General features: G+C 68.8%; 24 protein-coding genes. 13 read left to right on the forward strand and 11 right to left on the reverse strand.

Annotated features, from left to right (window positions below; translation table 11 throughout):
• The first annotated feature begins 45 nt into the window (after positions 1-45).
• Complete coding sequence (gene add, locus ACFOPI_RS01105; protein ID WP_382169892.1) at positions 46-1,095, forward strand: adenosine deaminase; 1,050 nt, start codon at positions 46-48, stop codon at positions 1,093-1,095.
• A gap of 1 nt (position 1,096) precedes the next feature.
• Here add and ACFOPI_RS01110 read toward each other — a convergent pair whose 3' ends face one another.
• Entirely contained in the window at positions 1,097-1,645 is a 549-nt protein-coding gene (locus tag ACFOPI_RS01110; protein WP_382169894.1) for a hypothetical protein, read from the reverse strand.
• 172 nt (positions 1,646-1,817) lie between these two features.
• On the opposite strand from ACFOPI_RS01110, the gene ACFOPI_RS01115 reads away from it, so the two are divergent.
• Together ACFOPI_RS01115 and ACFOPI_RS01120 are read left to right on the forward strand one after the other, a co-directional pair.
• A complete protein-coding gene (locus tag ACFOPI_RS01115) occupies positions 1,818-3,470 on the forward strand; it encodes a sensor histidine kinase (protein WP_382169896.1) in 1,653 nt (550 codons plus the stop codon).
• Entirely contained in the window at positions 3,467-4,183 is a 717-nt protein-coding gene (locus ACFOPI_RS01120; RefSeq protein ID WP_382169898.1) for a response regulator transcription factor, read from the forward strand. Before ACFOPI_RS01115 ends, ACFOPI_RS01120 begins: the two co-directional genes overlap by 4 nt.
• On the opposite strand, the gene ACFOPI_RS01125 is transcribed toward ACFOPI_RS01120, so the two are convergent.
• On the reverse strand, positions 4,150-4,605 hold the full coding sequence (locus ACFOPI_RS01125; RefSeq protein WP_382169900.1) for a PACE efflux transporter: 456 nt from the start codon (positions 4,603-4,605) through the stop codon (positions 4,150-4,152). The genes ACFOPI_RS01120 and ACFOPI_RS01125 overlap by 34 nt on opposite strands.
• Positions 4,606-4,669: 64 nt before the next feature.
• On the opposite strand from ACFOPI_RS01125, the gene ACFOPI_RS01130 reads away from it, so the two are divergent.
• The 6 genes from ACFOPI_RS01130 (at position 4,670) to ACFOPI_RS01155 (ending at position 8,819) form a co-directional block, all read left to right on the forward strand.
• The gene (locus ACFOPI_RS01130) at positions 4,670-5,035 is read left to right on the forward strand and encodes a thioredoxin family protein (RefSeq protein WP_382169902.1); all 366 of its coding nucleotides are present in this window, start codon (positions 4,670-4,672) and stop codon (positions 5,033-5,035) included.
• A gap of 176 nt (positions 5,036-5,211) precedes the next feature.
• Positions 5,212-5,937: a GntR family transcriptional regulator gene (locus ACFOPI_RS01135; protein WP_382169904.1), complete on the forward strand. Its 726-nt coding sequence runs from the start codon at positions 5,212-5,214 to the stop codon at positions 5,935-5,937.
• Complete coding sequence (locus tag ACFOPI_RS01140; RefSeq protein WP_382169906.1) at positions 5,934-6,728, forward strand: transporter substrate-binding domain-containing protein; 795 nt, start codon at positions 5,934-5,936, stop codon at positions 6,726-6,728. The genes ACFOPI_RS01135 and ACFOPI_RS01140 overlap by 4 nt, the downstream gene beginning before the upstream one ends.
• 31 nt (positions 6,729-6,759) lie before the next feature.
• Positions 6,760-7,437: an amino acid ABC transporter permease gene (locus ACFOPI_RS01145; protein ID WP_382169908.1), complete on the forward strand. Its 678-nt coding sequence runs from the start codon at positions 6,760-6,762 to the stop codon at positions 7,435-7,437.
• Positions 7,430-8,080 carry an amino acid ABC transporter permease gene (locus ACFOPI_RS01150; protein ID WP_382169909.1) on the forward strand — a complete coding sequence of 217 codons (651 nt, stop codon included), beginning with the start codon at positions 7,430-7,432 and terminating at the stop codon, positions 8,078-8,080. The genes ACFOPI_RS01145 and ACFOPI_RS01150 overlap by 8 nt, the downstream gene beginning before the upstream one ends.
• Entirely contained in the window at positions 8,067-8,819 is a 753-nt protein-coding gene (locus tag ACFOPI_RS01155; protein WP_382169911.1) for an amino acid ABC transporter ATP-binding protein, read from the forward strand. The genes ACFOPI_RS01150 and ACFOPI_RS01155 overlap by 14 nt, the downstream gene beginning before the upstream one ends.
• Before the next feature lie 19 nt (positions 8,820-8,838).
• On the opposite strand, the gene ACFOPI_RS01160 is transcribed toward ACFOPI_RS01155, so the two are convergent.
• The 7 genes from ACFOPI_RS01160 to ACFOPI_RS01190 form a co-directional block, all read right to left on the reverse strand.
• Positions 8,839-9,417: a hypothetical protein gene (locus tag ACFOPI_RS01160; RefSeq protein WP_382169913.1), complete on the reverse strand. Its 579-nt coding sequence runs from the start codon at positions 9,415-9,417 to the stop codon at positions 8,839-8,841.
• A complete protein-coding gene (locus tag ACFOPI_RS01165; protein ID WP_382169915.1) occupies positions 9,414-10,337 on the reverse strand; it encodes a DUF692 domain-containing protein in 924 nt (307 codons plus the stop codon). Before ACFOPI_RS01165 ends, ACFOPI_RS01160 begins: the two co-directional genes overlap by 4 nt.
• A gap of 13 nt (positions 10,338-10,350) precedes the next feature.
• Positions 10,351-10,551 carry a hypothetical protein gene (locus tag ACFOPI_RS01170; RefSeq protein ID WP_066260632.1) on the reverse strand — a complete coding sequence of 67 codons (201 nt, stop codon included), beginning with the start codon at positions 10,549-10,551 and terminating at the stop codon, positions 10,351-10,353.
• A 113-nt stretch (positions 10,552-10,664) separates the two neighbouring features.
• A complete protein-coding gene (locus tag ACFOPI_RS01175) occupies positions 10,665-11,729 on the reverse strand; it encodes a bifunctional nicotinamide-nucleotide adenylyltransferase/Nudix hydroxylase (RefSeq protein ID WP_382169917.1) in 1,065 nt (354 codons plus the stop codon).
• 5 nt (positions 11,730-11,734) lie between these two features.
• Positions 11,735-13,435 (reverse strand): NAD+ synthase, encoded by a 1,701-nt coding sequence (locus ACFOPI_RS01180; RefSeq protein ID WP_382169919.1) that lies wholly within the window; start codon positions 13,433-13,435, stop codon positions 11,735-11,737.
• Positions 13,432-14,628 (reverse strand): nicotinate phosphoribosyltransferase, encoded by a 1,197-nt coding sequence (gene pncB, locus ACFOPI_RS01185; RefSeq protein WP_382169921.1) that lies wholly within the window; start codon positions 14,626-14,628, stop codon positions 13,432-13,434. The genes ACFOPI_RS01180 and pncB overlap by 4 nt, the downstream gene beginning before the upstream one ends.
• A 13-nt stretch (positions 14,629-14,641) precedes the next feature.
• The gene (locus ACFOPI_RS01190) at positions 14,642-15,505 is read right to left on the reverse strand and encodes a cysteine hydrolase (protein ID WP_382169923.1); all 864 of its coding nucleotides are present in this window, start codon (positions 15,503-15,505) and stop codon (positions 14,642-14,644) included.
• A gap of 113 nt (positions 15,506-15,618) precedes the next feature.
• On the opposite strand from ACFOPI_RS01190, the gene ACFOPI_RS01195 reads away from it, so the two are divergent.
• Both ACFOPI_RS01195 and ACFOPI_RS01200 read left to right on the forward strand, forming a co-directional pair.
• Entirely contained in the window at positions 15,619-16,335 is a 717-nt protein-coding gene (locus ACFOPI_RS01195) for an NUDIX hydrolase (protein WP_382169925.1), read from the forward strand.
• Between the two features lie 258 nt (positions 16,336-16,593).
• The gene (locus ACFOPI_RS01200) at positions 16,594-16,890 is read left to right on the forward strand and encodes an RNA recognition motif domain-containing protein (RefSeq protein WP_382169927.1); all 297 of its coding nucleotides are present in this window, start codon (positions 16,594-16,596) and stop codon (positions 16,888-16,890) included.
• 69 nt (positions 16,891-16,959) lie between these two features.
• Here ACFOPI_RS01200 and ACFOPI_RS01205 read toward each other — a convergent pair whose 3' ends face one another.
• Both ACFOPI_RS01205 and ACFOPI_RS01210 read right to left on the reverse strand, forming a co-directional pair.
• Positions 16,960-18,243 carry an O-acetylhomoserine aminocarboxypropyltransferase/cysteine synthase family protein gene (locus tag ACFOPI_RS01205; RefSeq protein ID WP_382169929.1) on the reverse strand — a complete coding sequence of 428 codons (1,284 nt, stop codon included), beginning with the start codon at positions 18,241-18,243 and terminating at the stop codon, positions 16,960-16,962.
• Between the two features lie 4 nt (positions 18,244-18,247).
• On the reverse strand, positions 18,248-18,715 hold the full coding sequence (locus ACFOPI_RS01210; protein WP_382169931.1) for a CoA-binding protein: 468 nt from the start codon (positions 18,713-18,715) through the stop codon (positions 18,248-18,250).
• A gap of 19 nt (positions 18,716-18,734) precedes the next feature.
• Here ACFOPI_RS01210 and ACFOPI_RS01215 point away from each other — a divergent pair, with 19 nt between their 5' ends.
• Entirely contained in the window at positions 18,735-18,971 is a 237-nt protein-coding gene (locus tag ACFOPI_RS01215; protein ID WP_382169933.1) for an ATP-binding protein, read from the forward strand.
• A 129-nt stretch (positions 18,972-19,100) separates the two neighbouring features.
• Positions 19,101-19,766: a nitroreductase family protein gene (locus ACFOPI_RS01220; protein ID WP_382169935.1), complete on the forward strand. Its 666-nt coding sequence runs from the start codon at positions 19,101-19,103 to the stop codon at positions 19,764-19,766.
• Position 19,767: the final 1 nt, after the last annotated feature.

Raw genomic sequence — 19,767 nt, forward strand, 5'->3', positions numbered from 1 at the left:
AATTTTGGGCCAGCGACACAGGCGCCGACCGCCTACCATGCGCCGATGAACGCGTCCGCCGACCCGCTGCGGGCCACCGCCCAGGCCCTGCCCAAGGTGCTGCTGCACGAGCACCTGGACGGCGGCCTGCGCGTGGCCACCCTGTTCGAGCTGATGCGCGCGCGCGGCCTGCCGCACCCGGCCACCAGTGTCGACCAGCTGGCCCGATGGTTCGACGCCAACGCCCACGCCGGCAGCCTGGAAAAGTACCTGCAGGGCTTTGCGTTGACCGTGGCCGCCATGGCCAGCCCCGCCGCGCTGCGCCGCGTCGCCCTGGAAGCGGCCGAGGATGCGGCGGCCGATGGCGCCGTGCTGGCCGAATTCCGCATCGCGCCGCTGCTGTTCGAGGCGCACGGCCTCTCTGGCGACGCCGCCGTCGAGGCGCTGCTGCAGGGACTGGCCGACAGCCCCGCCCTGCCACTGAACCAGCGCTCCGGCCTCATCGTCTGCGCCATGCGCCACCTGCCACCGTCCGAAACCCTGCGTGCCGCGCAGCTGGCCCTGCGCTACCAGGGCCAGGGCGTGGTCGGCTTCGATCTCGCGGGCGCTGAGCGCGGGCACCCGCCCGGCGAGCACGCCCAGGCGCTCGCGCTGGTGCGCGAGGCTGGCCTGGGCATCACCCTGCACGCGGGCGAGGCCGACGGGGCGGAGCGGGTGCTGGAGGCGGCGCGCCTGGGCGCCACCCGCATCGGCCACGGCATCCACCTGGTCGACGCGCTGCGCGACCCCGGCCGTCACCACCTGCTGGACGAAGCCATCGAACGCGGACTGCACCTGGAGGTGTGCCCCACCAGCAACGTGCACACCGGCGCGGCCCGCAGCATCGCCACCCACCCGATCACCGAGCTCTGGCGCGCGGGGGTTTCGCTGAGCTACCACACCGACAACCGCCTGATGAGCCGGGTCGGCCACAGCCAGGAGGCCGCCGAGCTGCTGCGCCACACCCCGCTGACGCCGGACGACCTGCGGGCCATGGCCCGGCAGGCGGCGCAGCACAGCTTTCTGCCGGTGCCGCAGCGCGAGGCGGCGCTCGCGGCGCTGGACCGGACGTCCTGAATCAGGTGCCGCTGTAAGGCAACGAGGAGTGATGCAACACGATGCGCAGCTTGCCCGCGTCGTCCTTGACGTACTTCCAGGTCTTGTCCACGGTGGTGACCTTGCCGGCCTTGTCGGTCATCTTCACGTTGCCCATGCTGGAGGCCGAGTCGCCGGTGATGAAGACGGCGGCGTTCTGGGCCTCACACTGCCTCCAGCCTTTGAGGGCGAAGCCGGTGTCCTTGGGGTACTTGCTGTCGCCGCCGACGAAGTAGGCCAGCGCGCCGTCGCGGGTGGTGCGGAACGTCTGGGGTGCGACGGTCAGCGTGGGCTTGAACAGCACAGCGCCCATCTGGTAGCCGTAGGCGCTGTCGATGACCTTTTCGGCCAGGGCCTTGGCGGCCGCCTGGCCGCCTTTCTCATAGGCGGCATTGATGTCGACCAGGGCCTGGCACCAGGCCTTCTGCGCGGCGATCACCTCGGCTTCGGTGATGGCCTGGTTGACCACGGTGGCCGAAGCGGCGCCGCTGGCGGCGACGAGGGCGAAGGGGACGAGGAAACGTGCGTTCATGAGGCTCACTCCTTGATGAATGGGTGGATGGCGCACAGCGATGCGCTGCACAGCGCCATTGGACGGCGCGCGTTTGAACATCGGTTGAACCGCGCATGAGCGCCGCCTGACGCCCACATGAACGCCAGATGAATCCACGCGGCGCGCGCGGCGGCGCCCCGACAATGGAGGCATGTTCCGACGTCGACTCAGTCTGGTGCTGGTGGTGCTGGCCGCTGCGGTGGTGCTGCAAGCGGTGGCCGCCGTGTTCGCTGCGCGCGAGGCCGAGCGGCAAGTGGTGCGCGGCCGCATTGCCAGCGACATCCTGCAACGCTTCGTGGAGCTGTCGGCGACCAAGCAGCGCCTGCGGTCCTGGGTGACCCAGCACCAGATCGGCACCACGGGCGATCCTGCCGAGCGCGACGCGCTGGAGCAGCGCATGCGCAACGCGCTGGGCGAGCTGAGCACACTGACCCAGCAGGCCTCGGACATCGGCATGACGGACGGGGCCACGGACGAGCAGGCAGCGCGCCAGGCAGCGCTGCAGGCGCTGGAGCGCAGCGTGGCGTCCCTGACAGCAGCGATCCGGCAGACGCCCCTGTTGCCGCCCGACGTACCCGCCCGCCAGGCCTGGGAAACGCTGTCGGATGTGTTTGAGCAGTCCGATGGGCGCGACCTGCGGCAGATCGTGGCCGCCAGCATCGAACGCGAGAAGGCGGCCATGGAGCGCGAGCGCGCCGCCGCCAACCAATCACTGGCGCGCATGCGCGCCTGGTGGATGGGCACGGCGCTGGTGCTGGCGCTGGGCGCGCTGGCGGCCACGGTTTATTTCGGTCGCGCTTTGCGCCGGCCGCTGAACGCTTTGTCGGCCGGCGCCCAGGCGCTGCAGCGGGGGCAGCTGCAGCACCGCATCAATCTGACTGGAGGCGACGAGTTCGCCGAGGTGGCCGGCAGCATGAACGCCATGGCCCAGGAGCTGGAGCAGCACCGCCAGCGCGAGGCGCAGCAGCGCCAGGTGCTGGAGGCCACGGTGCGCGAACGCACGGACGATCTGCACCAGGCCAACGAGTCGCTGCGTCGCACCGATGTGCGCCGCCGCCAACTGCTGGCCGACATCAGCCACGAGCTGCGCACGCCCACCACAGCCATTCGAGGCGAGGCCGAGGTGACGCTGCGCGGTCGCGAGCGGCCAGTGGCCGAGTACCGCGAGGCGCTGGGGCGCATCGTCGAGATTTCGCGGCAGCTGGGCAGCGTGATCGACGACCTGCTGGCGATGGCCCGCACCGACATGGAGACCTTCAGCCTGGCGCGCCATCCAGTGGCGCTGCAGGCACCTTTGCTGGACGCGCTGAGCCAGGCGGCGGCGCTGGCTGCCGAGCACGGAGTAAGCCTCAAACCCGAGGGGCAGCCGGTGGTGCCGGTTCAGGTGTTCGGCGACACCCAGCGGCTGACGCAGCTGCTGATGCTGTTGCTGGACAACGCGATCCGCTATTCGCATCCTGGCGGAGTGGTGCGCTGGCGCATGGAGGTGCAGGACGGAGCGGTGGAGGTGCGCGTGGTGGACGAGGGCATCGGCATCTCGCCCGAGGAACTGCCGCAGGTGTTCGAACGCCACTTCAGGGGTGACCAGGCGCGTCGTCACCGCGCCAGCGGCAGCGGGCTGGGCCTGCCGATCGCGCGCGCCCTCGCCCAGGCGCACGGCGGTTCGCTGGAGCTGGTGAGCCCTTGCCGCGAGGCGGGCGGCCGGGGCACCTGCGCGGTGCTGCGTCTGCCGCTGTGGCAGGTGCCCCCGCCGGTCCTGGAGGGCGCCAGCCCAGAGGACCTCGCCGAAGAGGTGCGCCCGTGAACATCCTGCTGGTGGAGGACGATCCCCGCATCGCAGACTTCCTGCTGCGCGGGCTGCGGGCCGAAGGTCACCAGGTGCAGCGGGCCGCCAATGGCCACGACGGGCTGGCGCTGGCGCAGGATGCGGCGCGGCACGCGCAGCCGGCCGACCCGCCCACCGTGCTGGTGCTGGACCTGATGCTGCCAGGCATGAACGGCATGGAGATCTGCCAGACGCTGCGGGCGGCGGGGGTGGCGCTGCCGATCCTGATGCTGACAGCCCTGGGTTCGCTGGAAGACCGGGTGGCCGGCCTGCGCATGGGCGCGGACGACTACCTGTGCAAACCCTTCGAGTTCGAGGAGCTGCTGGCGAGGCTGGAGGCCCTGGCTCGGCGCGCCCGCCCGCTGCAACCGGGGCGCTTGTCCCGCCTCCAGGTGGGCGACCTGGTGCTGGACCGCGAAAGCATGAAGGCCACGCGCGCAGGGCAGGCGCTGACACTGACGGCGCGTGAGCTGGCCCTGCTGGAGCTGCTGATGAGTTCGCCGGGTCGGCTGTTCAGCCGCGAGCGGATTCTGGCCAGCGTGTGGGGGCACAGCGAGGATCCGCTGACCAACGTGGTGGATGTCTATATCCGCCGCTTGCGCAGCAAGATCGACGAGGGCCGCGAAACCCCGCTGATCCAGACCGTGCGCGGGTTGGGCTACCGACTGGAGGCCCCACCCCCGGCGACCTGAAGCGGCAGCGCCGAGGCCGGCAGGCCGAACACCTTGTCGAACGCCCAATTGAAGACGAAGGTGTAGAGCAGGAAGAACAGCGCCAGCCCGACCTCCAGCACCAGCGCGTGCTGCAGGCTGATGCCGAACCACCAGGCGAACAGCGGCACCAGCAGCACCAGGAAGCCCAGCTCGAAGCCGACGGCGTGCGCCACGCGGCGCGCGAGGCCGCGGCCGCGCACGCTCTGGCGCGCTTCCCAGCGCTCGAACAGGGTGTTGTAAACCAGGTTCCACACCACGGCGATGAGCGAGGTGACCACTGCGATCACGCTGGCGCGTTCCAGGCTGGCGCCGGAGCCGGCGGCCAGGCCGGTGCTGCTGATGGCGATGGCGATCAGTTCGTAGAGGGTGACGTAGACGACTTTGCGACGCAGGCCTTGCATGGGAACAGGTGATTCGTGTGGGGCACAGGAGCCGCTCGGGCGCGGCTATGCTCCCCCGATTGTGATGTCTGGTCTGGAGCGTGCGATGCTGGATGTGGTCTGTCTGTGTGCCGAGTGGTGCAGTGCCTGCCGGGCCTGGCGGCCCGACTGGGACGCATCCGCCGCGCGCCACCCGCAGCACCGCTGGCACTGGCTGGACATCGAGGACGAGCCCGAACTGATGGACGAGGTCGGGCTGGACATCGAGACCTTCCCCACGGTGCTGATCGCCCGCGGCGGCCAGGCCCTGTTCCTCGGTGCGATTCCGCCGCAGCCGGCATTTCTGGACCACCTGCTGGCCCGCCTGGGCGCCGCCGATGCCGCCCCGCAGGGTGTGGCGCCGGAGGCGGTGGCGCTGGCACAGCGCCTGTTCGCGCGCCACCGCGCCTGAGCACCCCTTCTTTCAGCGAAGCACCGGAACCGGGCGGCGCCATGGGCCGAATCGGGGCGTCCGGCTGTCGGAAACCCGCGTTTTGCACCACGCTGATGCACCAATCTTGCATACAAGCCCTGTAGACAGGCTGGCACGGTTCTGGCAACAATGGTTTTCAACCACCGGTGCCCACCATGACCTCCAGCGACATCGCCGACCGCATTGTTGAAGCCATCCTGGCGCAGAAGCTGGCGCCGGGCGCGCGCCTGGGCGAGCAGGCGCTGTCCATGCTGTTCGACTGCAGCCGCACCCTGGTGCGCGAGGCCATGATGCAGCTGGCCGCACGCGGCATCGTCACCGTCAGCTCGCGCCGCGGCTGGTTCGTGGTGGAGCCCTCGGAGGCCGAGGCGCGCGAGGCCTTCGAGGCGCGGCGCGTGATCGAGACCGGGCTGATCCGCAGCGCCGCGCCCATGGACAAGACCAAGCTGGACAAGCTCAAGCGCCATATCCGCGAAGAGAAGCAGGCACTCAAGGGCGCCGACGTGGGCCGGCGCAGCTACCTGCTGGGCGACTTCCATGTGTGTCTGGCCGAGTGCCTGGGCAACCAGCTGCTGGCCGACACGCTGCGCGACTTCACCGCGCGCACCACGCTCATTGCCATGCTCTACCAGAGCACGCACGACGCGGCGCAGTCGTGCCAGGAGCACGTGGACATCGTCAAGGCGCTCGAAGCCGGCGACACCGCGCGCGCCGAGGCGCTGATGGCCCAGCACATCGGCCACGTGCAGCAGGCGCTGCGGCTGGACACCGCGGCGGCCGACCCGCTGGCCAACCTGCGCGCGGCGCTGGCGCCCGTCTCGGGCCCGCGCAACGACCCCGACTCCCCTTCCTCCCCCACCTACCTAGGAGCTGTTCTATGAAGACCACCAAACGCCACCTGCTCGCCCTCTCGGCCAGCCTCGCCCTGGCCGCCCTCACCGGTGGCGCCCACGCCCAGACCGCGCTGGACGACGTGATGAAGGCCAAGGCGATCAAGATCGCCATCCCGACCGACTTCCCGCCCTACGGCTTCGTAGGCACCGACCTGCAACCGCAGGGCCTGGACGTGGACATGGCCAAGTACATCGCCACCAAGCTGGGCGTGAAGGTGGAGCTGGTGCCGGTGACCAGTGCCAACCGCATCCCCTACCTGCAGACCAAGAAGGCCGACCTCGTCATCTCCACCCTGGGCAAGAACCCCGAGCGCGAGAAGGTGATCGACTTCACCATCGCCTACTCGCCCTTCTTCCAGGCGGTGTTCGCGCCCAAGAGCATGCCGCTGGCCTCGTTCGCCGACCTGGCGGGCAAGTCGGTGGGCGTCACGCGCGGCGCCATCGAAGACCAGGAACTGAGCAAAGTCGCGCCGGCGGGCGCCGATATCAAGCGCTTCGAAGACAACAACGCCACCGTCTCGGCCTTTGTCTCGGGCCAGGTGCAGGTGATCGCGACCGGCGCGTCGGTGGCCGGCAACATGATGGCGCGCAACCCGCAGCTGAACACCGAATACAAGCTGCTGCTCAAGGACAGCCCGAACTTCATCGGCGTGGCCAAGGGCGAGGACGCGCTGCGCACCAAGGTCAACGAGGTCATCCTCGGTGCGAAGAAGGCGGGCGATCTGGACACCATGGCCAAGAAGTGGCTGGGCCGTCCCGCCGGCACGCTGCCTGAATAAGCACCGCTGACGCACACGAAGGACGGGCGCCATGCGCATCGAACTCGATTTCCTGGCCGTGCTGGAGCAGTGGCCGCTGCTGGCCACTGGCGTGGCCTGGACGCTGGGGCTGACGGCCATCTCGGCGCTGCTGGGCGTGGCCGTCGGCGTGGCCTGCGCCTGGGCCCGCAGCCACGGTCCGCTGTGGCTGCGCTGGGTGGTGGGCACCTATGTGGAGCTGATCCGCAACACGCCCTTCATCGTGCAGCTGTTCTTCGTGTTCTTCGGCCTGCCGGCGGCGGGGGTGAAGCTCACGCCCGAGATCGCTTCGGTGATCGCGATGGTGGTCAACCTCGGAGCCTACGCGGCCGAGATCGTGCGCGCCGGCATCGAGGCCACCCCCAAGGGCCAGTACGAAGCGGCGGCGAGTCTCGCACTGAGTCGGGCGCAGACCTTCATCCACGTCGTGCTGCCGCCCGCGCTGCGCAAGGTGTGGCCCGCGCTGACCAGCCAGATCATCATCGTCATGCTGGGCTCGGCGGTGTGCGGCCAGATCGCGACCGAGGAGTTGAGCTACGCGGCCAACCTGATCCAGAGCCGCAACTTCCGCGCATTCGAAGCCTTCATCGTCGCGACCGGCATCTACCTGCTGCTGGCGATCGGTGTGCGGGCCCTGCTGAACTGGGCCGGTCCGCGCTTTATCTTCGGCCGGGGAGGTGCCCGTGGTTGATTTTTCTCTCTGGGACATCCTGCGCAATCTGCTGCTGGCCGCGCGCTGGACGGTGGCGCTCTCGCTGGTCGCCTTCATCGGCGGCGGGCTGGTGGGCATGGCGCTGCTGGTGGCGCGCACCGCGCGCTGGCCGGGCGCGGAGACCTTCGTGTCCGGCTACGTGCAACTCTTCCAGGGCACGCCGCTGCTGATGCAGCTGTTCCTGGCCTACTTCGGCCTGGCGCTGTTCGGCGTCGACACCTCGGCCTGGGTGTCGGCGGCGCTGGCGCTCACGCTCTACACCAGCGCCTTCCTGTGCGAGATCTGGCGCGGCTGCGTGGCCTCGGTGCCCAAGGGGCAGTGGGAGGCCGCGCAAAGCCTGGCGCTGAGCTTTGCCGAACAGCTGCGCTATGTGGTGCTGCCGCAGGCCACGCGCATCGCCATCGCGCCCACCGTGGGCTTCCTGGTGCAGGTCATCAAGGGCACGGCGCTGGCGTCCGTCATCGGCTTCGTCGAACTGACCAAGGCCGGCACCATGATCACCAACGCCACCTTCCAGCCCTTCCTGGTCTACAGCTGTGTGGCCCTGATGTATTTCGCGCTCTGCTTCCCCGTGAGCCTGACCGCGCGCCGCCTCGAAAGGAAATTGAATGCTGTCCGCTGACACTGCCACCCCCATCGTGGACATCCAGCAGTTGCGCAAGTCCTACGGAACCAATGAGGTGCTCAAGGGCATCGACCTGCAGGTGAAGAAGGGCGAGGTGATCGCCATCATCGGCAAGAGCGGTTCGGGCAAGAGCACGCTGCTGAGGTGCATCAACGGGCTGGAGACCTTCCAGTCCGGCGCACTGACGGTGGACGGCCAGCCGCTGCTGCACGAGGACGCCGCCGCCATGCGCGCGCTGCGCCAGCACGTGGGCATGATCTTCCAGCAGTTCAACCTGTTCCCGCACCTGAGCGTGGGCAAGAACGTGATGCTCGCGCCCGGCCTGGTGAAGAAGACTGCCAAGGACACGGGCGAGCAGCAGGCGCGCCGGCTGCTGCAGCGCGTGGGCCTGGGCGAGAAGTTCGACGCCTATCCCGACCAGCTCTCGGGCGGCCAGCAGCAGCGCGTGGCGATCGCGCGCGCGCTGGCGATGGAGCCCAGCGTGCTGCTGTGCGACGAGATCACCTCGGCACTCGACCCCGAACTGGTGGGCGAGGTGCTGCGCGTGGTCGAGTCGCTGGCCGACGAGGGCATGACGCTGCTGATGGTCACGCACGAGATGGGCTTCGCGCGCAAGGTCAGCGACCGCGTGATCTTCATGCACCAGGGCCGCGTGCACGAGATGGGGCCGCCCGACGAACTGTTCGCGGCGCCCAAGACGCCGGAGCTGCAGCAGTTCCTGGCGTCGATTCACTGAAGACCGCTTCGCGGGAAGCTCACTCCTGCAGGGTCCACTGCGCCTGGCCCTGCGCATCGCGCACGCCCACGGCGGTGCAGGGGCGGCGCTCGACTGATACCGGCTGCCGGCCCTGGGCCAGCGGCCCCAGCAGCTGCGAGGGGTGGTGCACGAATCGCACGGTCTGCGGAGCGGGCTCATCGGTGCGCGCGCGCTGCAGTTCCAGGTGGGCGCGCTCGAAGGCCGCCACCTCGTGCAGGTAGGGGTCGTGCGACGGCCGGGCCAGCAGGAAATCGCAGAACTCGATGGCCTCGGGCAGGAAGTAGAAGGTCCTGGGTGGGTGCTGCGTCCAGAAGGCGGACAGCGCGGCCTGCAGCGCCTCGCCCTTGAGCAGGGTGGTGGTCAGCGGCAGCAGGGCCTTGATCTTGCCCAGCCGGAACCCCTTGTGCAGGGTCTGGTTGATGTCCAGCCCGGTGCTGGCGGCGATGGCGTTGAGCCGGCGCCGCTCCAGCGCGCTCAGGTCCGCGTCCTCCGGAAATCCTTGCGCCAGAACCGACGCGCGCCACGCCGGGTCGATGACCAGCCGGGCCATCAGCGACTGGAATGTTGCCAAGCTCATGCCGCCACCTTGAAGTCCAGTTCGCAGGTGATCGCAGGCTGCGGCTGGCACGACTGCCAGAGCCGCTTCATGCGGCGCAGGTCGGCGCGCACCCGGGCCTCGCCCACCACGTCGAACCACGAGCCGAACAGCTCGAACACCACCGCGCCGACGTTGGGGCAGCGCGGCAGGGTGTATTCCAGCAGCGCCCACACCTCGTCGGGCACCGCGTCGCTGTGGGCGTCGAGGTAGACGCCGTCGAGCATCATGCCGCCGGCCACGTGGATCTCGCCCACGTTGTTCAGGTCCAGCGCGTCGACGAAGGCGCGCGCGTCGAAGCCGTGGTTGACCGCGTTGGTGTGCACGTTGTGCAGGTCCAGCAGCAGGCCGCAGCCGCAGCGCTCGCACAAGGTGTTGAGGAAGTCCGCTTCGTCCATCTCCGCTTCCGGAATGTCGAAGTACCAGACGTTGTTCTCCAGCAGGAAGGGCACCGGCACCGCCGCCTGCACCTGCCGCACGCGCGGGCGGATGAGGTCGATGGTGGCCAGATCGCGCGGCAGCGGCAGGGTGATGCCGACGTTGACCGCCTGGCCCCGGTGATCGGCCACGTGAAAGGCCAGGTGGTCGCTGTGCCAGGGAAAGCGCAGGCGCTGGTGCCAGCGGCGCAGCTGCTGCAGGTGCTGCGGGTCGAAGTGAGCGGCGCTGCCGATGGACAGGCCGATGCCGTGGGGGATGACCGGCATGCCGCGCGCGATGCCATCGAGCCAGGCGACGTGCTCGGTGTCGTCGAGGTAGCGCGGTTCGTGGCCTAGGCCGAGGTCGGTCCACAGGATGTCGGGCACGACCTCGACCATGTCGAAGGCCCCGGCTGGCCGTTCGATCAGACCCCGCAGGGGGGTCTGAAAGGCCAGTCCCACGCCGAGCTTGGGCAATGGCAGCATGGCGGCCTCCGGCTCAGCGGATGCGACCGTTGACGATGTCTTCGATCACGAAGCGGTCCAGCCCCGAGAGGCAGGGCCGGCAGCCCTTGAGGCCCGGCAACTCCGGGATGGTGAGGGTCTGCTTGAGCACGTCGACGATCTTGTCGAAGGGCATGTCGTTGGACAGCGCGAGCCGGACTTCGCGCACCTGCGGCGTCTTCTTGATGGTGGCCATGTGTCTCTCCTGCTTGGGGTTGTGCCGCCCCGACATGGAACGGCTGGGCCATGCTAGGAGCCGACCCTGGCAGGGTCATCCCTCGCCTGAATGAGTCTGGCGCGGGTGTTTCATCAAACGGATGGAGACGCGGTCAGTCCGAGAAAGCTGTCGAGGATGTGGAAGTGGTCGTCGTGGAAGCGGTCTTCCATCGCCGCCAGGTCGGCGATGGGCACCCACTGCGCCGAGCGTGCGTCGTCGCTGCCCTGCACCTCGGGCAGCGGTCGGTGGCCCAGGTCGAAATGGTGGGCGTGGGTGATGACGCGGCCACGAGCGCTGCGGTCGGGGTGATCGAACACGCGCACGCCCCTGAGTGCGCGCGCGATATCGCCTTGCAGCAGGTGCAGGCCCGTCTCTTCGTGCAGCTCGCGCAGGGCCGACTGGTAGACCGTTTCGCGCGGCTCCAGAAAGCCGCCCGGCAGTGCGAACAGGCCCTGGCCCGGCGCTCGGTCGCGCACGATCAGCAGCACGCGGTCGGCACACTGGATCAGCGCGTCGACGGTGACGAACACCGGCGGGTAGGGCGCGCTGGCCCACAGGGCCTTTTCCGCGCGCAGGCTGGCCCATTCGTCCGCCAGTTCGCGGTAGCAGGGCAACTGGGCCCAGGCGCGCAAGAAGTGGATGGTCGAGGGCGGCACCTGGCTGACCAGGGCCGCCAGCGCGGGCTCCAGCGGGTGGCCTGCGGCGCCAAAGAGCGCATCGCGCACGGCGCTCGAATGCAGCGCGCCCTGCGACCCGACGTCGTCGAGCAGCCAGCCGGGAAAGTCGTCGAGGTAGGTGCTGGTGGCGTCCTTGTGGTGGCCCACCAGCACGGTCTGCCCCGGCGGCAGGGCGCCCAGCTGCGCCTGAACGCCGTCGCGCACGGCTTCCACCCAACGCTGGCCGTCGTAGTGGTCGCGCACCGGCAGGAAGCCCACGCGCGCCGCCTCTTCGGCGCTCAGCGCCAGGCGGATCATTTCGACCCGCTCCGCCCAGGTGAACGGGTTCTTGGGGCTGCGCGCCTGGAAGGCCGAACCGATCACGACCACCACGCGCGGGGCGAGCGCGAGGGCGCGGCGGATGACGGCCAGCTGCCCCAGGTGCAGGCCCTGGAAACGGCCGATGCAGACGGCGGCGGCGAAGTGCGGTGAAGGGTTCATGGTGTTCAGAAGTGTTGGGCGGCAATCGGCATCTGGCGGCCGGAGCCAAAGGCGCGGGCGCGCACGCGGATGATGGGCGGGGCCTGGCGACGCTTGTATTCGCTGCGCGCGACCATGCGGCGCACACGGTCCACCAGCGCCGCACCTTCGGGCTGTTGCACCAGGCGGGCCACGTAGGCCTCGACCTCGATGCGTTCCTCCCGCGCCAGGCCGTGGCCTTCGATCAGGTGCTTGAGCACCTCGTCCAGCACCTCGTAGGGCGGCAGGCTGTCGGTGTCCTTCTGGTCGGGCGCGAGTTCGGCAGAGGGCGGCTTCTCGATGATGGCCTGCGGGATGATCTCGCGCCCGGCGGCGTCGTTGAGGTGGCGCGCGAGCGCGAACACCTCGGTCTTGTAGAGATCACCGATCAGACCCAGACCGCCGTTGGTGTCGCCATAGAGCGTGCAGTAACCCACCGACATCTCCGACTTGTTGCCGGTGGTCAGCAGCAGGTGGCCCCAGGTGTTCGAGTACTCCATGAGGATGGTGCCGCGGATGCGCGCCTGCAGGTTCTCCAGCGCCAGGCCCTGCAGCGGCGCACCGAAGGCCGCTTCGAAGCCGGCGCTGTAGCCGCGCACCAGGTCGGCAATCGGGTGGCAGTACAGGCGCACGCCCAGGCTGTCGCAGAGCGTCTTCGAATCGTCCACCGAGCCCGCCGACGAAAACACCGAGGGCATGGTGATGGCGGTCACGCGGTCGGGGCCAAAGGCCTCGGCGGCCAGCGCGATGGTGATGGCCGAGTCGATGCCGCCGGACGAGCCGATCACCGCCTGCGTGAAGCCGCAGCGGCGCGCGTAGTCGCGCAGGCCGAGCACGATCTGCTGGCGGTAGAAGGCCATGGTGGGCAGCCCCTGCGCCGACACGGGGGGCAGCGCTTCGCCCCGGGCACCGCGAAAGCCGCTGGCTTCGAAGCGCAGCGTGGTCACGTCCTCCACGAAGCGCTGCGCCTCGAACACCACGCCAGCCTTCGGTTCCACCGCAAAGGACGCCCCGTCGTACACCAGCTGGTCGTGGCCACCGACCTGGTTGACGTAGAGGATGGGCAGGCCGTGGCGGCGGCTGGCGGCGGCGAAGATCTGGTGGCGCTGCTCGCGCTTGCCGATGTGGGACGGGCTGGCGTTGATGGACACCACCAAGTCGGGTGCGGCGTCGCGCAGCCGCTCGAACGGGTTGACCGCGTAGCCGCTGCCGTCGTCGTTCCAGCCGTCCTCGCAGATCAGGAACCCGAGCTGTGCGGTGCCGATGCGCAGCACCTTGGCCACGTCGGGGCCGGGCTCGAAATGGCGGCGCTCGCTGAAGATGTTGTAGGTCGGCAGCAGCTGCTTGGCGTATTCGAGCAACAGCTCGCCTGCGCGCACGACGCGCAGCACGTTGCGCAGCCGCTTGCCCGGACCGGGGTGCACCGCCGGCATCCCGACCACCCAGTGCAGCGCGGGCATCTGGCGCGAGGCCTGCAGCAGCGCCTCGAAGCCTGCGTCCACGCGGGCCATGAAGTGCGGCTCGTCCAGCAGGTCGCCGGGGTAGTAGCCGGTGAGTGAGAGTTCGGAGAAGACGACCAGATCGGCGCCGTCGTCGCGGGCCCGCTGCGCGGCCGCGACCATCTTGCGCACGTTGCCGTCCATGTCGCCGATGGTGACGTTGAGCTGGGCCAGGGTGATGCTGATCATGTGGCCTCCGCGGGCACGTTGAACACCTGGCGCAGATAGGCCAGGAAGGTGGCGTCGTCGCACAGGGTCTTGCCTGGCGAGTCGGACAGTTTGGCTACCGGCTGGCCGTTGGCGCTGGTGAGCTTCATGACGATGTTCAGCGTCTGCAGGCCGACGTCGTTGGACAAATGGGTACCGATGCCGAAGCCCAGCTGCGTGCGGTCGCCCAGCGCGCGGTAGATCGCAATGGCTTTGTCCACCGTCAGGCCGTCGGAGAACACCAGGCGCTTGGTGTGCGGGTCGATGCGCAGCCTGGCGTAGTGCGCCAGGGCCTTCTCGGCCCAGACCAGCGGGTCGCCCGAGTCGTGGCGCAGACCGTCGAACAGCTTGGCGAAGTAGAGGTCGAAGTCGGCGAGGAAGGCGTCCATGCCGACCACGTCGGTCAGCGCGATGCCCAGGTCGCCGCGGTACTCCTGCACCCAGTCTTCGAGCGCGGCCTTCTGCGAGTCGCGCAGGCGCACGCCCAGCGCCTGGTAGGTCTGCAGGTACTCGTGCGCCATGGTGCCGATGGGCACCAGGCCGAGGTCGCGCGCCAGCCGCACGTTGGACGTGCCCTTGAACACCTGGGGCAGGCACGTGCTGAAGGCCTGCACCACCTCGCGCTGCCACGGCCGCGAGAAGCGGCGGCGCACACCGAAGTCGAACAGCTCGAAGGGGTGGCGCAGGGCCGGCTGCTGCACGAAGGCTCCGATGACAGCGATCTTGGCTTCCAGCCTGCGGCGGCCTTCGGCCTCGGCCGCGGCGCGGTCGAAGCGGCGGAAGTACAGCTCGTTGACGATGGCCAGCACGAAGATCTCGAAGGCCATGACGTGCACCTGCGGCCCCTTGGCCACGATGCGCAGCTGATCGCCCTCGGCGAAGGCTTCGATGAAGGCGCGCTGGAAGCGGAAGATGCGCAGGAAGTCGACGAAGTCGCTTTTGATGTAGCGCAGACCGCCGAGGTAGCGCAGCTCGTCCTCGGTGAACGAGAGGGCGCACAGCGCGTCCAGTTCGGCGTTGACCTCGTCCAGCAGCTGCGCCAGCGGGAAGGCCGGCTGGTTGCGGCAGACGAAGCGGTACTCCGCCTGCGTCTGCGGGTGGCGGTGCAGCATGGTCTGCCACATCGTGAACTTGTAGAGGTCGGTGTCCAGCAGGCTGGTGATGACGGGTTCCATGGTGGCTCCAGGGTCAGGCATCGGCCTGAAGAAGGGGAAGGACCTCGGCGCAGGTGGCCAGGCGCGCGCCCTGCCGCTGCAGGTCGGCCAGGAAGGCCTGGGCTTGCGCTTCGAAACCGGTCACCGGGCTCATCGCATCGGTCAGCAGCACCAGCTTGTCCAGCCGACGCGAGGGCAGGTGCTGCGCCAGATGTTCGACGGTGGCCTTGACGCAGTGGCTGCTGGCCTCGCCCGCGATCACGATGCGCTCGGCCTCGTCCAGGCTGGCGATCAGCGCGGTGTTGAGCTGCGTGTCGGCGTCGACCGCATCGGGCACCTCGGCCTGCAAAGCGCTGTAGTGCTCGGTCCAGGGGTTGCTGCCCTTGCTGACCTTCTGCACCACGCCCAGGCGCCGGTCTTCCCAGCGGTTGTAAGCGGCCTTGACCGCGGGGTGCACGTTGTGGCCCCAGCTGCCGACCTCGCAGTGCACCGGCCAGACCATCAGCGTGTAGCGGCCGGCCTGCTCCAGCGCGTCCAGATAGTCGAGGGTGCGGGGCAGGGCAGTGGCGTCGCGCGGCCGGTAGCGGCCGGCGCGCACCTCGGCGGCAGTGATGGCGGTGAACGGGTTCACGGCCTCGCCTTCGCCGGTCTGCCAGAAGGTGGGATGAGCAATGTCGTAGCGCTGGTGGGAGTCGAGCGTAATGACGATGCGCTCGATGCCATCGCCGCCCGCGTCGATGAGCGCGGCCAGGCGCAGCATGTCGGCGTGGGCGCCGCTGACCGGCAGCGCCGGTGCTGCGGGAGCGTTGCGCAGCGGGTCGGTGGCGCGCCAGCCCTCGGGCAGGTCGCAGAAGTCGTTCTGCGGGTCGATGATCAACAGGGTGGTGCGGCTGCTCATGGTGTCCTCCTGGGTCGATGGTAGGTGAAGGCGGATGCTTCATCATCCAAATAAGTTGCACTGTACAACTTATGTGAGTTGTATAGTACAACTTAATCTGGAGGTGTCAAGCCATGTCCCCTGCTCCCGTCGTTTCCAGCGCCCTGACTTTCGAACGCCCACTGGTCACGGTCGACGTGGTGATCTTCTCCCTAGTCGACGAGCAGCTGTGCGTGCTGCTGGTGCGCCGGCCCGAGGGCGAGCACGAACCATTCCCTGGCCGCTGGGCCCTGCCCGGTGGCTTTGTCGACGTGCACCGCGACGCCTCGCTGCTGGCCTGCGCCGAGCGCAAGCTGCGCGAAAAGACCGGTGTGGTGGCGCCCTATCTGGAGCAGCTGGGCAGCTGGGGCGATGCGAGACGCGACCCGCGCGGCTGGTCGGCCACGCACGCCTACTTTGCCCTGATCGCCCAGCCAGCGATTTCCGCAGACAGCGGCACCGTCACCGAGTGGGTGGCTTGTGATCAGGCCCTGCGCCGGCGCCTGGCCTTCGACCACCACACCCTGCTGGGCGCGGCCATCGACCGCCTGCGCGGCAAGGTGGAATACACCTCGCTGCCGGCCTTCCTGCTGCCTGAGCCTTTCACCCTGCCGCAGCTGCAGCGCATCTATGAAGTGGTGCTGGGCCGGCCCCTGGACAAAAGCGCTTTCCGAAAGCGCATGCTCGATGCGGACTTTCTGGTCGAAGCCGGCACGCTGGCCCGCGAGCAGGGACGGCCGGCGGTCGGCTACCGGCTGCGGGATCGCGAACAGGCCACCCTGTTTCCGCGCACGTTCAAGCCGGCGGAATGAGCCTACGTTAAAACCATTGAAAATAAAAATCTGGCTTTATATTTGCAAAAGGCATATGATGCACCGGTGAGCGGGGTTCGCTGGCATGCGCCAACCGAAGCCCCAAGGCTGGTGGCCCCTGTGCCACACCGCCCGTCTCCGTGCCCTGCGGCCTTCCGGCTCTGGCGGCATCTGTCCTCGCGGCATCCTTTGAAGCCGCTTCTCTCTGCGCCACCGGGCTGAGTCCCGACCACGGCGCCACTCTCTGAAAGGCTCACCATGAGCACCAAACTGTATGTGGGCAACCTGCCCTACTCCGCCGACGACCATTCGTTGCGCAACAACTTCGCCGAGTTCGGCGATGTGGCTTCCGCCAAGATCATGATGGACCGCGACAGCGGCCGCTCCAAGGGCTTCGGCTTTGTGGAAATGGGCTCGGCCGAACAGGCCGAAGCCGCGATCAAGGGCCTGAACGGCCTGTCCGTCGGTGGCCGCAACATCGTCGTCAACGTGTCGCGCCCGAAAGAGTCGACCGGCGGTGGCTATGGCGACCGTGGCGGACGCGGCGGCTACTGAGCCCTCCCGCTCCTCGCGAAGAAACCGGCCCTCTGGGCCGGTTTTTTTTCGTCCCCGCGCAGGACGGCTTCAGGCGGTGGCCCGGTCCAACGCCTGGTCGATGTCCCAGAGGATGTCGTCGATGTGCTCCAGGCCAACCGAGATGCGCACCATGTCCGGCGGCACGCCGGCCGCCAGTTGCTGGGCAGCGTCGAGCTGGCGGTGCGTGGTGCTGGCGGGGTGGCTGATGAGGGTGCGCGTGTCGCCGATGTTGACCAGGTGGCTCATGAACTGGGCGCTCTCGATGAACTTCACGCCCTGCTGCATGCCGCCTTTGACGCCAAACGCGAGCAGTCCCGAAGCGCCGCGCATCTGCTTTTTCATGAGGTCGTGCTGCGGGTGGTCGGGCAGGCCGGGGTAGTTGACCCAGCCCACGCGCGGGTCGTCCTTCAGATACTGCGCCACCGCCAGTGCGTTGGCACAGTGGCGCTCCATGCGCAGCGGCAGCGTCTCGACGCCCTGCAGGATCTGCCAGGCGCTGGTGGGCGCGAGCGCCGCGCCGAACACGCGCAGGCCCTCCATGCGGCAGCGCATGGTGAAACCGAAGTTGCCGAAGGTCTCGTAGAACTTCACGCCGTGGTAACCGGGCGAGGGCTCGGTCATGCCGGGGAACTTGCCGTTGTCCCAGGGGAAGGTGCCGCTCTCGACCACCACGCCCCCGAGCGTGCTGCCGTGGCCGGCGAGGTACTTGGTGGCGCTGTGCACCACGATGTCGGCACCGAAACGGATCGGGTTGCAAAGAAAGGGACTGGGCACGGTGTTGTCCACCACCAGCGGCAGGCCGTGCGCGTGCGCCACGTCAGCGATGGCGGTGATGTCGAGCACCACCATGCTGGGGTTGCCCAGGGTCTCGGCGAACAACGCGCGGGTGTTGGGTCGGATCGCGGCAGCGAAGGCGTCGGGGTCGGTGGCGTCGACGAAAGTCGTCTCAATGCCGAACTTCTTCAGGTTGACCGCGAGCATGGTCACGCTGCCGCCATAGAGCGCGCCGGCCGCGACCACGTGGTCGCCGGCCTGCAGCAGCGTGGTCAGTGCCAGCGCTTCGGCCGCCATGCCGCTGGCCGTGGCCACCGCGGCGCGGCCGCCTTCGAGCGCGGCCACGCGCTCTTCCAGCGCCGCCACCGTGGGGTTGGACAGGCGCGAATAGACGTTGCCGAAGGTCTGCAGGTTGAACAGGCTGGCCGCGTGGTCGGCGCTGTCGAACACGAAGCTGGTGGTCTGGTAGATGGGCAGGGCGCGCGCGCCGGTGGCGGCGTCGGGGATCTGGCCGGCGTGGATGGCGAGCGTCTCGGGCTGGAAGTTGCGGTCGGCCATGGTCTCAGCCCTGCTTCGGTCGGTGCGACGAAATCACCTTGGTGTTCACGCCGGCCCAGTTGAGGCCGCCGAACAGGCGCGCGTGCTCGATCTTCACGCAGCGGTCCCAGACCGAGTCCAGCCCGCCCTCGGTCGCGATGCGGTCGGCCTCTTCGCTCATCAGGCCCAGCTGCTGCCACAGCGTCTTCGCGCCGATGGCGACCGCGCTCTTCGCGATCGCCGGGATCTCCTCGACCTTGCGGAACACGTCGACCATGTCGACCGGGAACGGGATGTCCTCCAGCCGCGCGTAGCTCTTCTCGTCCAGGATTTCGGGGTAGCGCGGGTTCACCGGCACGATGCGGTAGCCGCGCTCCTGCATGTACTTGGCAGCGAAGTAGCTGGGCCGGTGCCATTCGGCCGAGAGGCCGACCACGGCAATGGTGCGGTCGCGCGCAAGGATGCGGCGCAGGGTGGGGATGTCGTCTTGCATGGCCCGACACAATACCGCCATGGCGAGCGAACGCAAGGCACTGCCTGTCATCGACACGACCCGCTGTACCGGCTGCGGCTGGTGCGTGGCGGTGTGTCCGCCGCATGTGCTGTCGCTGGCGGTGGTGCCGGGCTGGCAGAAGAAAAGCACGCTGCACGACGAGGCCGGCTGCACCGGCTGCGCGAAGTGCGCGGTGCGCTGCCCGTTCGATGCGATCACGATGCAGCGTATAGCCGATTTGCCGCCGCCGCGCTGAGGCCGCGGCACATGGGCGTTACACGGCACGTCCTCCCGGCGACACGCTGCGGGCTTTGCTGCACCGCGGCAAACTTGCACCATGCGCCCGCACGGTGCGGGCGCCCCACCTCCCCGGAGAACCCGTTCCATGAGCGACCTGTCGCAACCCACCCACGCCCCCGTCCTGCTGGACAAACTGCAGTGGCGCTACGCCACCAAGAAGATGGACCCGTCCCGCGCCGTGCCGCAGGACAAGGTGGACCGCATCGTCGAGGCCGCCCGCCTGGCGCCCACCTCCAGCGGCCTGCAGCCCTTCGAGATCTTCGTAGTCACCAGCAAGGCCGTGCGCGAGCAGATCCAGCCCATCGCCTGGAACCAGGCGCAGATCACCGACGGCTCGCACCTGCTGGTGTTCGCCGCCTGGGACACCTACACCGCCGAGCGCATCAACCACATGTTCGACCTGGTGAACACCGAGCGCGGCTTCACCAACGAGGGCTGGGAGAACTACCGCCAGATGCTGCTGAACAGCTACCCGCAGCGCGACGCGGAGGTGAACTTCAACCACGCCGCCCGCCAGGCCTACATCGGCCTGGGCGCCGCGCTGATCGCCGCCGCGTTCGAAGAGGTCGACGCGACGCCGATGGAAGGCTTCGACCCCGCCAAGCTGGACGAGATCCTGAAGCTGCGCGAGCGTGGCCTGCGCAGCGTGGCCATCGTGCCGCTGGGCTACCGCGCCGAAGAAGGCGACTGGCTGGTGAACCTGAAGAAGGTGCGCCGCCCGCTGGAGCAGTTCGTCACCGAAGTGAAGTGAT

It is taken from the genome of Hydrogenophaga luteola, from assembly GCF_042648585.1.
GTDB classification, from domain to species: domain Bacteria; phylum Pseudomonadota; class Gammaproteobacteria; order Burkholderiales; family Burkholderiaceae_C; genus Hydrogenophaga; species Hydrogenophaga luteola.

Bases quoted from the DNA above. Each gene is read 5' to 3' on its own strand.
- add (WP_382169892.1), top strand. From the start codon at position 46: ATGAACGCGTCCGCCGACCCGCTGCGGGCCACCGCCCAGGCCCTGCCC.
- ACFOPI_RS01110 (WP_382169894.1), bottom strand. From the start codon at position 1,645: ATGAACGCACGTTTCCTCGTCCCCTTCGCCCTCGTCGCCGCCAGCGGC.
- ACFOPI_RS01115 (WP_382169896.1), top strand. From the start codon at position 1,818: ATGTTCCGACGTCGACTCAGTCTGGTGCTGGTGGTGCTGGCCGCTGCG.
- ACFOPI_RS01125 (WP_382169900.1), bottom strand. From the start codon at position 4,605: ATGCAAGGCCTGCGTCGCAAAGTCGTCTACGTCACCCTCTACGAACTG.
- ACFOPI_RS01130 (WP_382169902.1), top strand. From the start codon at position 4,670: ATGTCTGGTCTGGAGCGTGCGATGCTGGATGTGGTCTGTCTGTGTGCC.
- ACFOPI_RS01135 (WP_382169904.1), top strand. From the start codon at position 5,212: ATGACCTCCAGCGACATCGCCGACCGCATTGTTGAAGCCATCCTGGCG.
- ACFOPI_RS01140 (WP_382169906.1), top strand. From the start codon at position 5,934: ATGAAGACCACCAAACGCCACCTGCTCGCCCTCTCGGCCAGCCTCGCC.
- ACFOPI_RS01145 (WP_382169908.1), top strand. From the start codon at position 6,760: ATGCGCATCGAACTCGATTTCCTGGCCGTGCTGGAGCAGTGGCCGCTG.
- ACFOPI_RS01155 (WP_382169911.1), top strand. From the start codon at position 8,067: ATGCTGTCCGCTGACACTGCCACCCCCATCGTGGACATCCAGCAGTTG.
- ACFOPI_RS01160 (WP_382169913.1), bottom strand. From the start codon at position 9,417: ATGAGCTTGGCAACATTCCAGTCGCTGATGGCCCGGCTGGTCATCGAC.
- ACFOPI_RS01165 (WP_382169915.1), bottom strand. From the start codon at position 10,337: ATGCTGCCATTGCCCAAGCTCGGCGTGGGACTGGCCTTTCAGACCCCC.
- ACFOPI_RS01170 (WP_066260632.1), bottom strand. From the start codon at position 10,551: ATGGCCACCATCAAGAAGACGCCGCAGGTGCGCGAAGTCCGGCTCGCG.
- ACFOPI_RS01175 (WP_382169917.1), bottom strand. From the start codon at position 11,729: ATGAACCCTTCACCGCACTTCGCCGCCGCCGTCTGCATCGGCCGTTTC.
- ACFOPI_RS01180 (WP_382169919.1), bottom strand. From the start codon at position 13,435: ATGATCAGCATCACCCTGGCCCAGCTCAACGTCACCATCGGCGACATG.
- pncB (WP_382169921.1), bottom strand. From the start codon at position 14,628: ATGGAACCCGTCATCACCAGCCTGCTGGACACCGACCTCTACAAGTTC.
- ACFOPI_RS01190 (WP_382169923.1), bottom strand. From the start codon at position 15,505: ATGAGCAGCCGCACCACCCTGTTGATCATCGACCCGCAGAACGACTTC.
- ACFOPI_RS01195 (WP_382169925.1), top strand. From the start codon at position 15,619: ATGTCCCCTGCTCCCGTCGTTTCCAGCGCCCTGACTTTCGAACGCCCA.
- ACFOPI_RS01200 (WP_382169927.1), top strand. From the start codon at position 16,594: ATGAGCACCAAACTGTATGTGGGCAACCTGCCCTACTCCGCCGACGAC.
- ACFOPI_RS01205 (WP_382169929.1), bottom strand. From the start codon at position 18,243: ATGGCCGACCGCAACTTCCAGCCCGAGACGCTCGCCATCCACGCCGGC.
- ACFOPI_RS01210 (WP_382169931.1), bottom strand. From the start codon at position 18,715: ATGCAAGACGACATCCCCACCCTGCGCCGCATCCTTGCGCGCGACCGC.
- ACFOPI_RS01215 (WP_382169933.1), top strand. From the start codon at position 18,735: ATGGCGAGCGAACGCAAGGCACTGCCTGTCATCGACACGACCCGCTGT.
- ACFOPI_RS01220 (WP_382169935.1), top strand. From the start codon at position 19,101: ATGAGCGACCTGTCGCAACCCACCCACGCCCCCGTCCTGCTGGACAAA.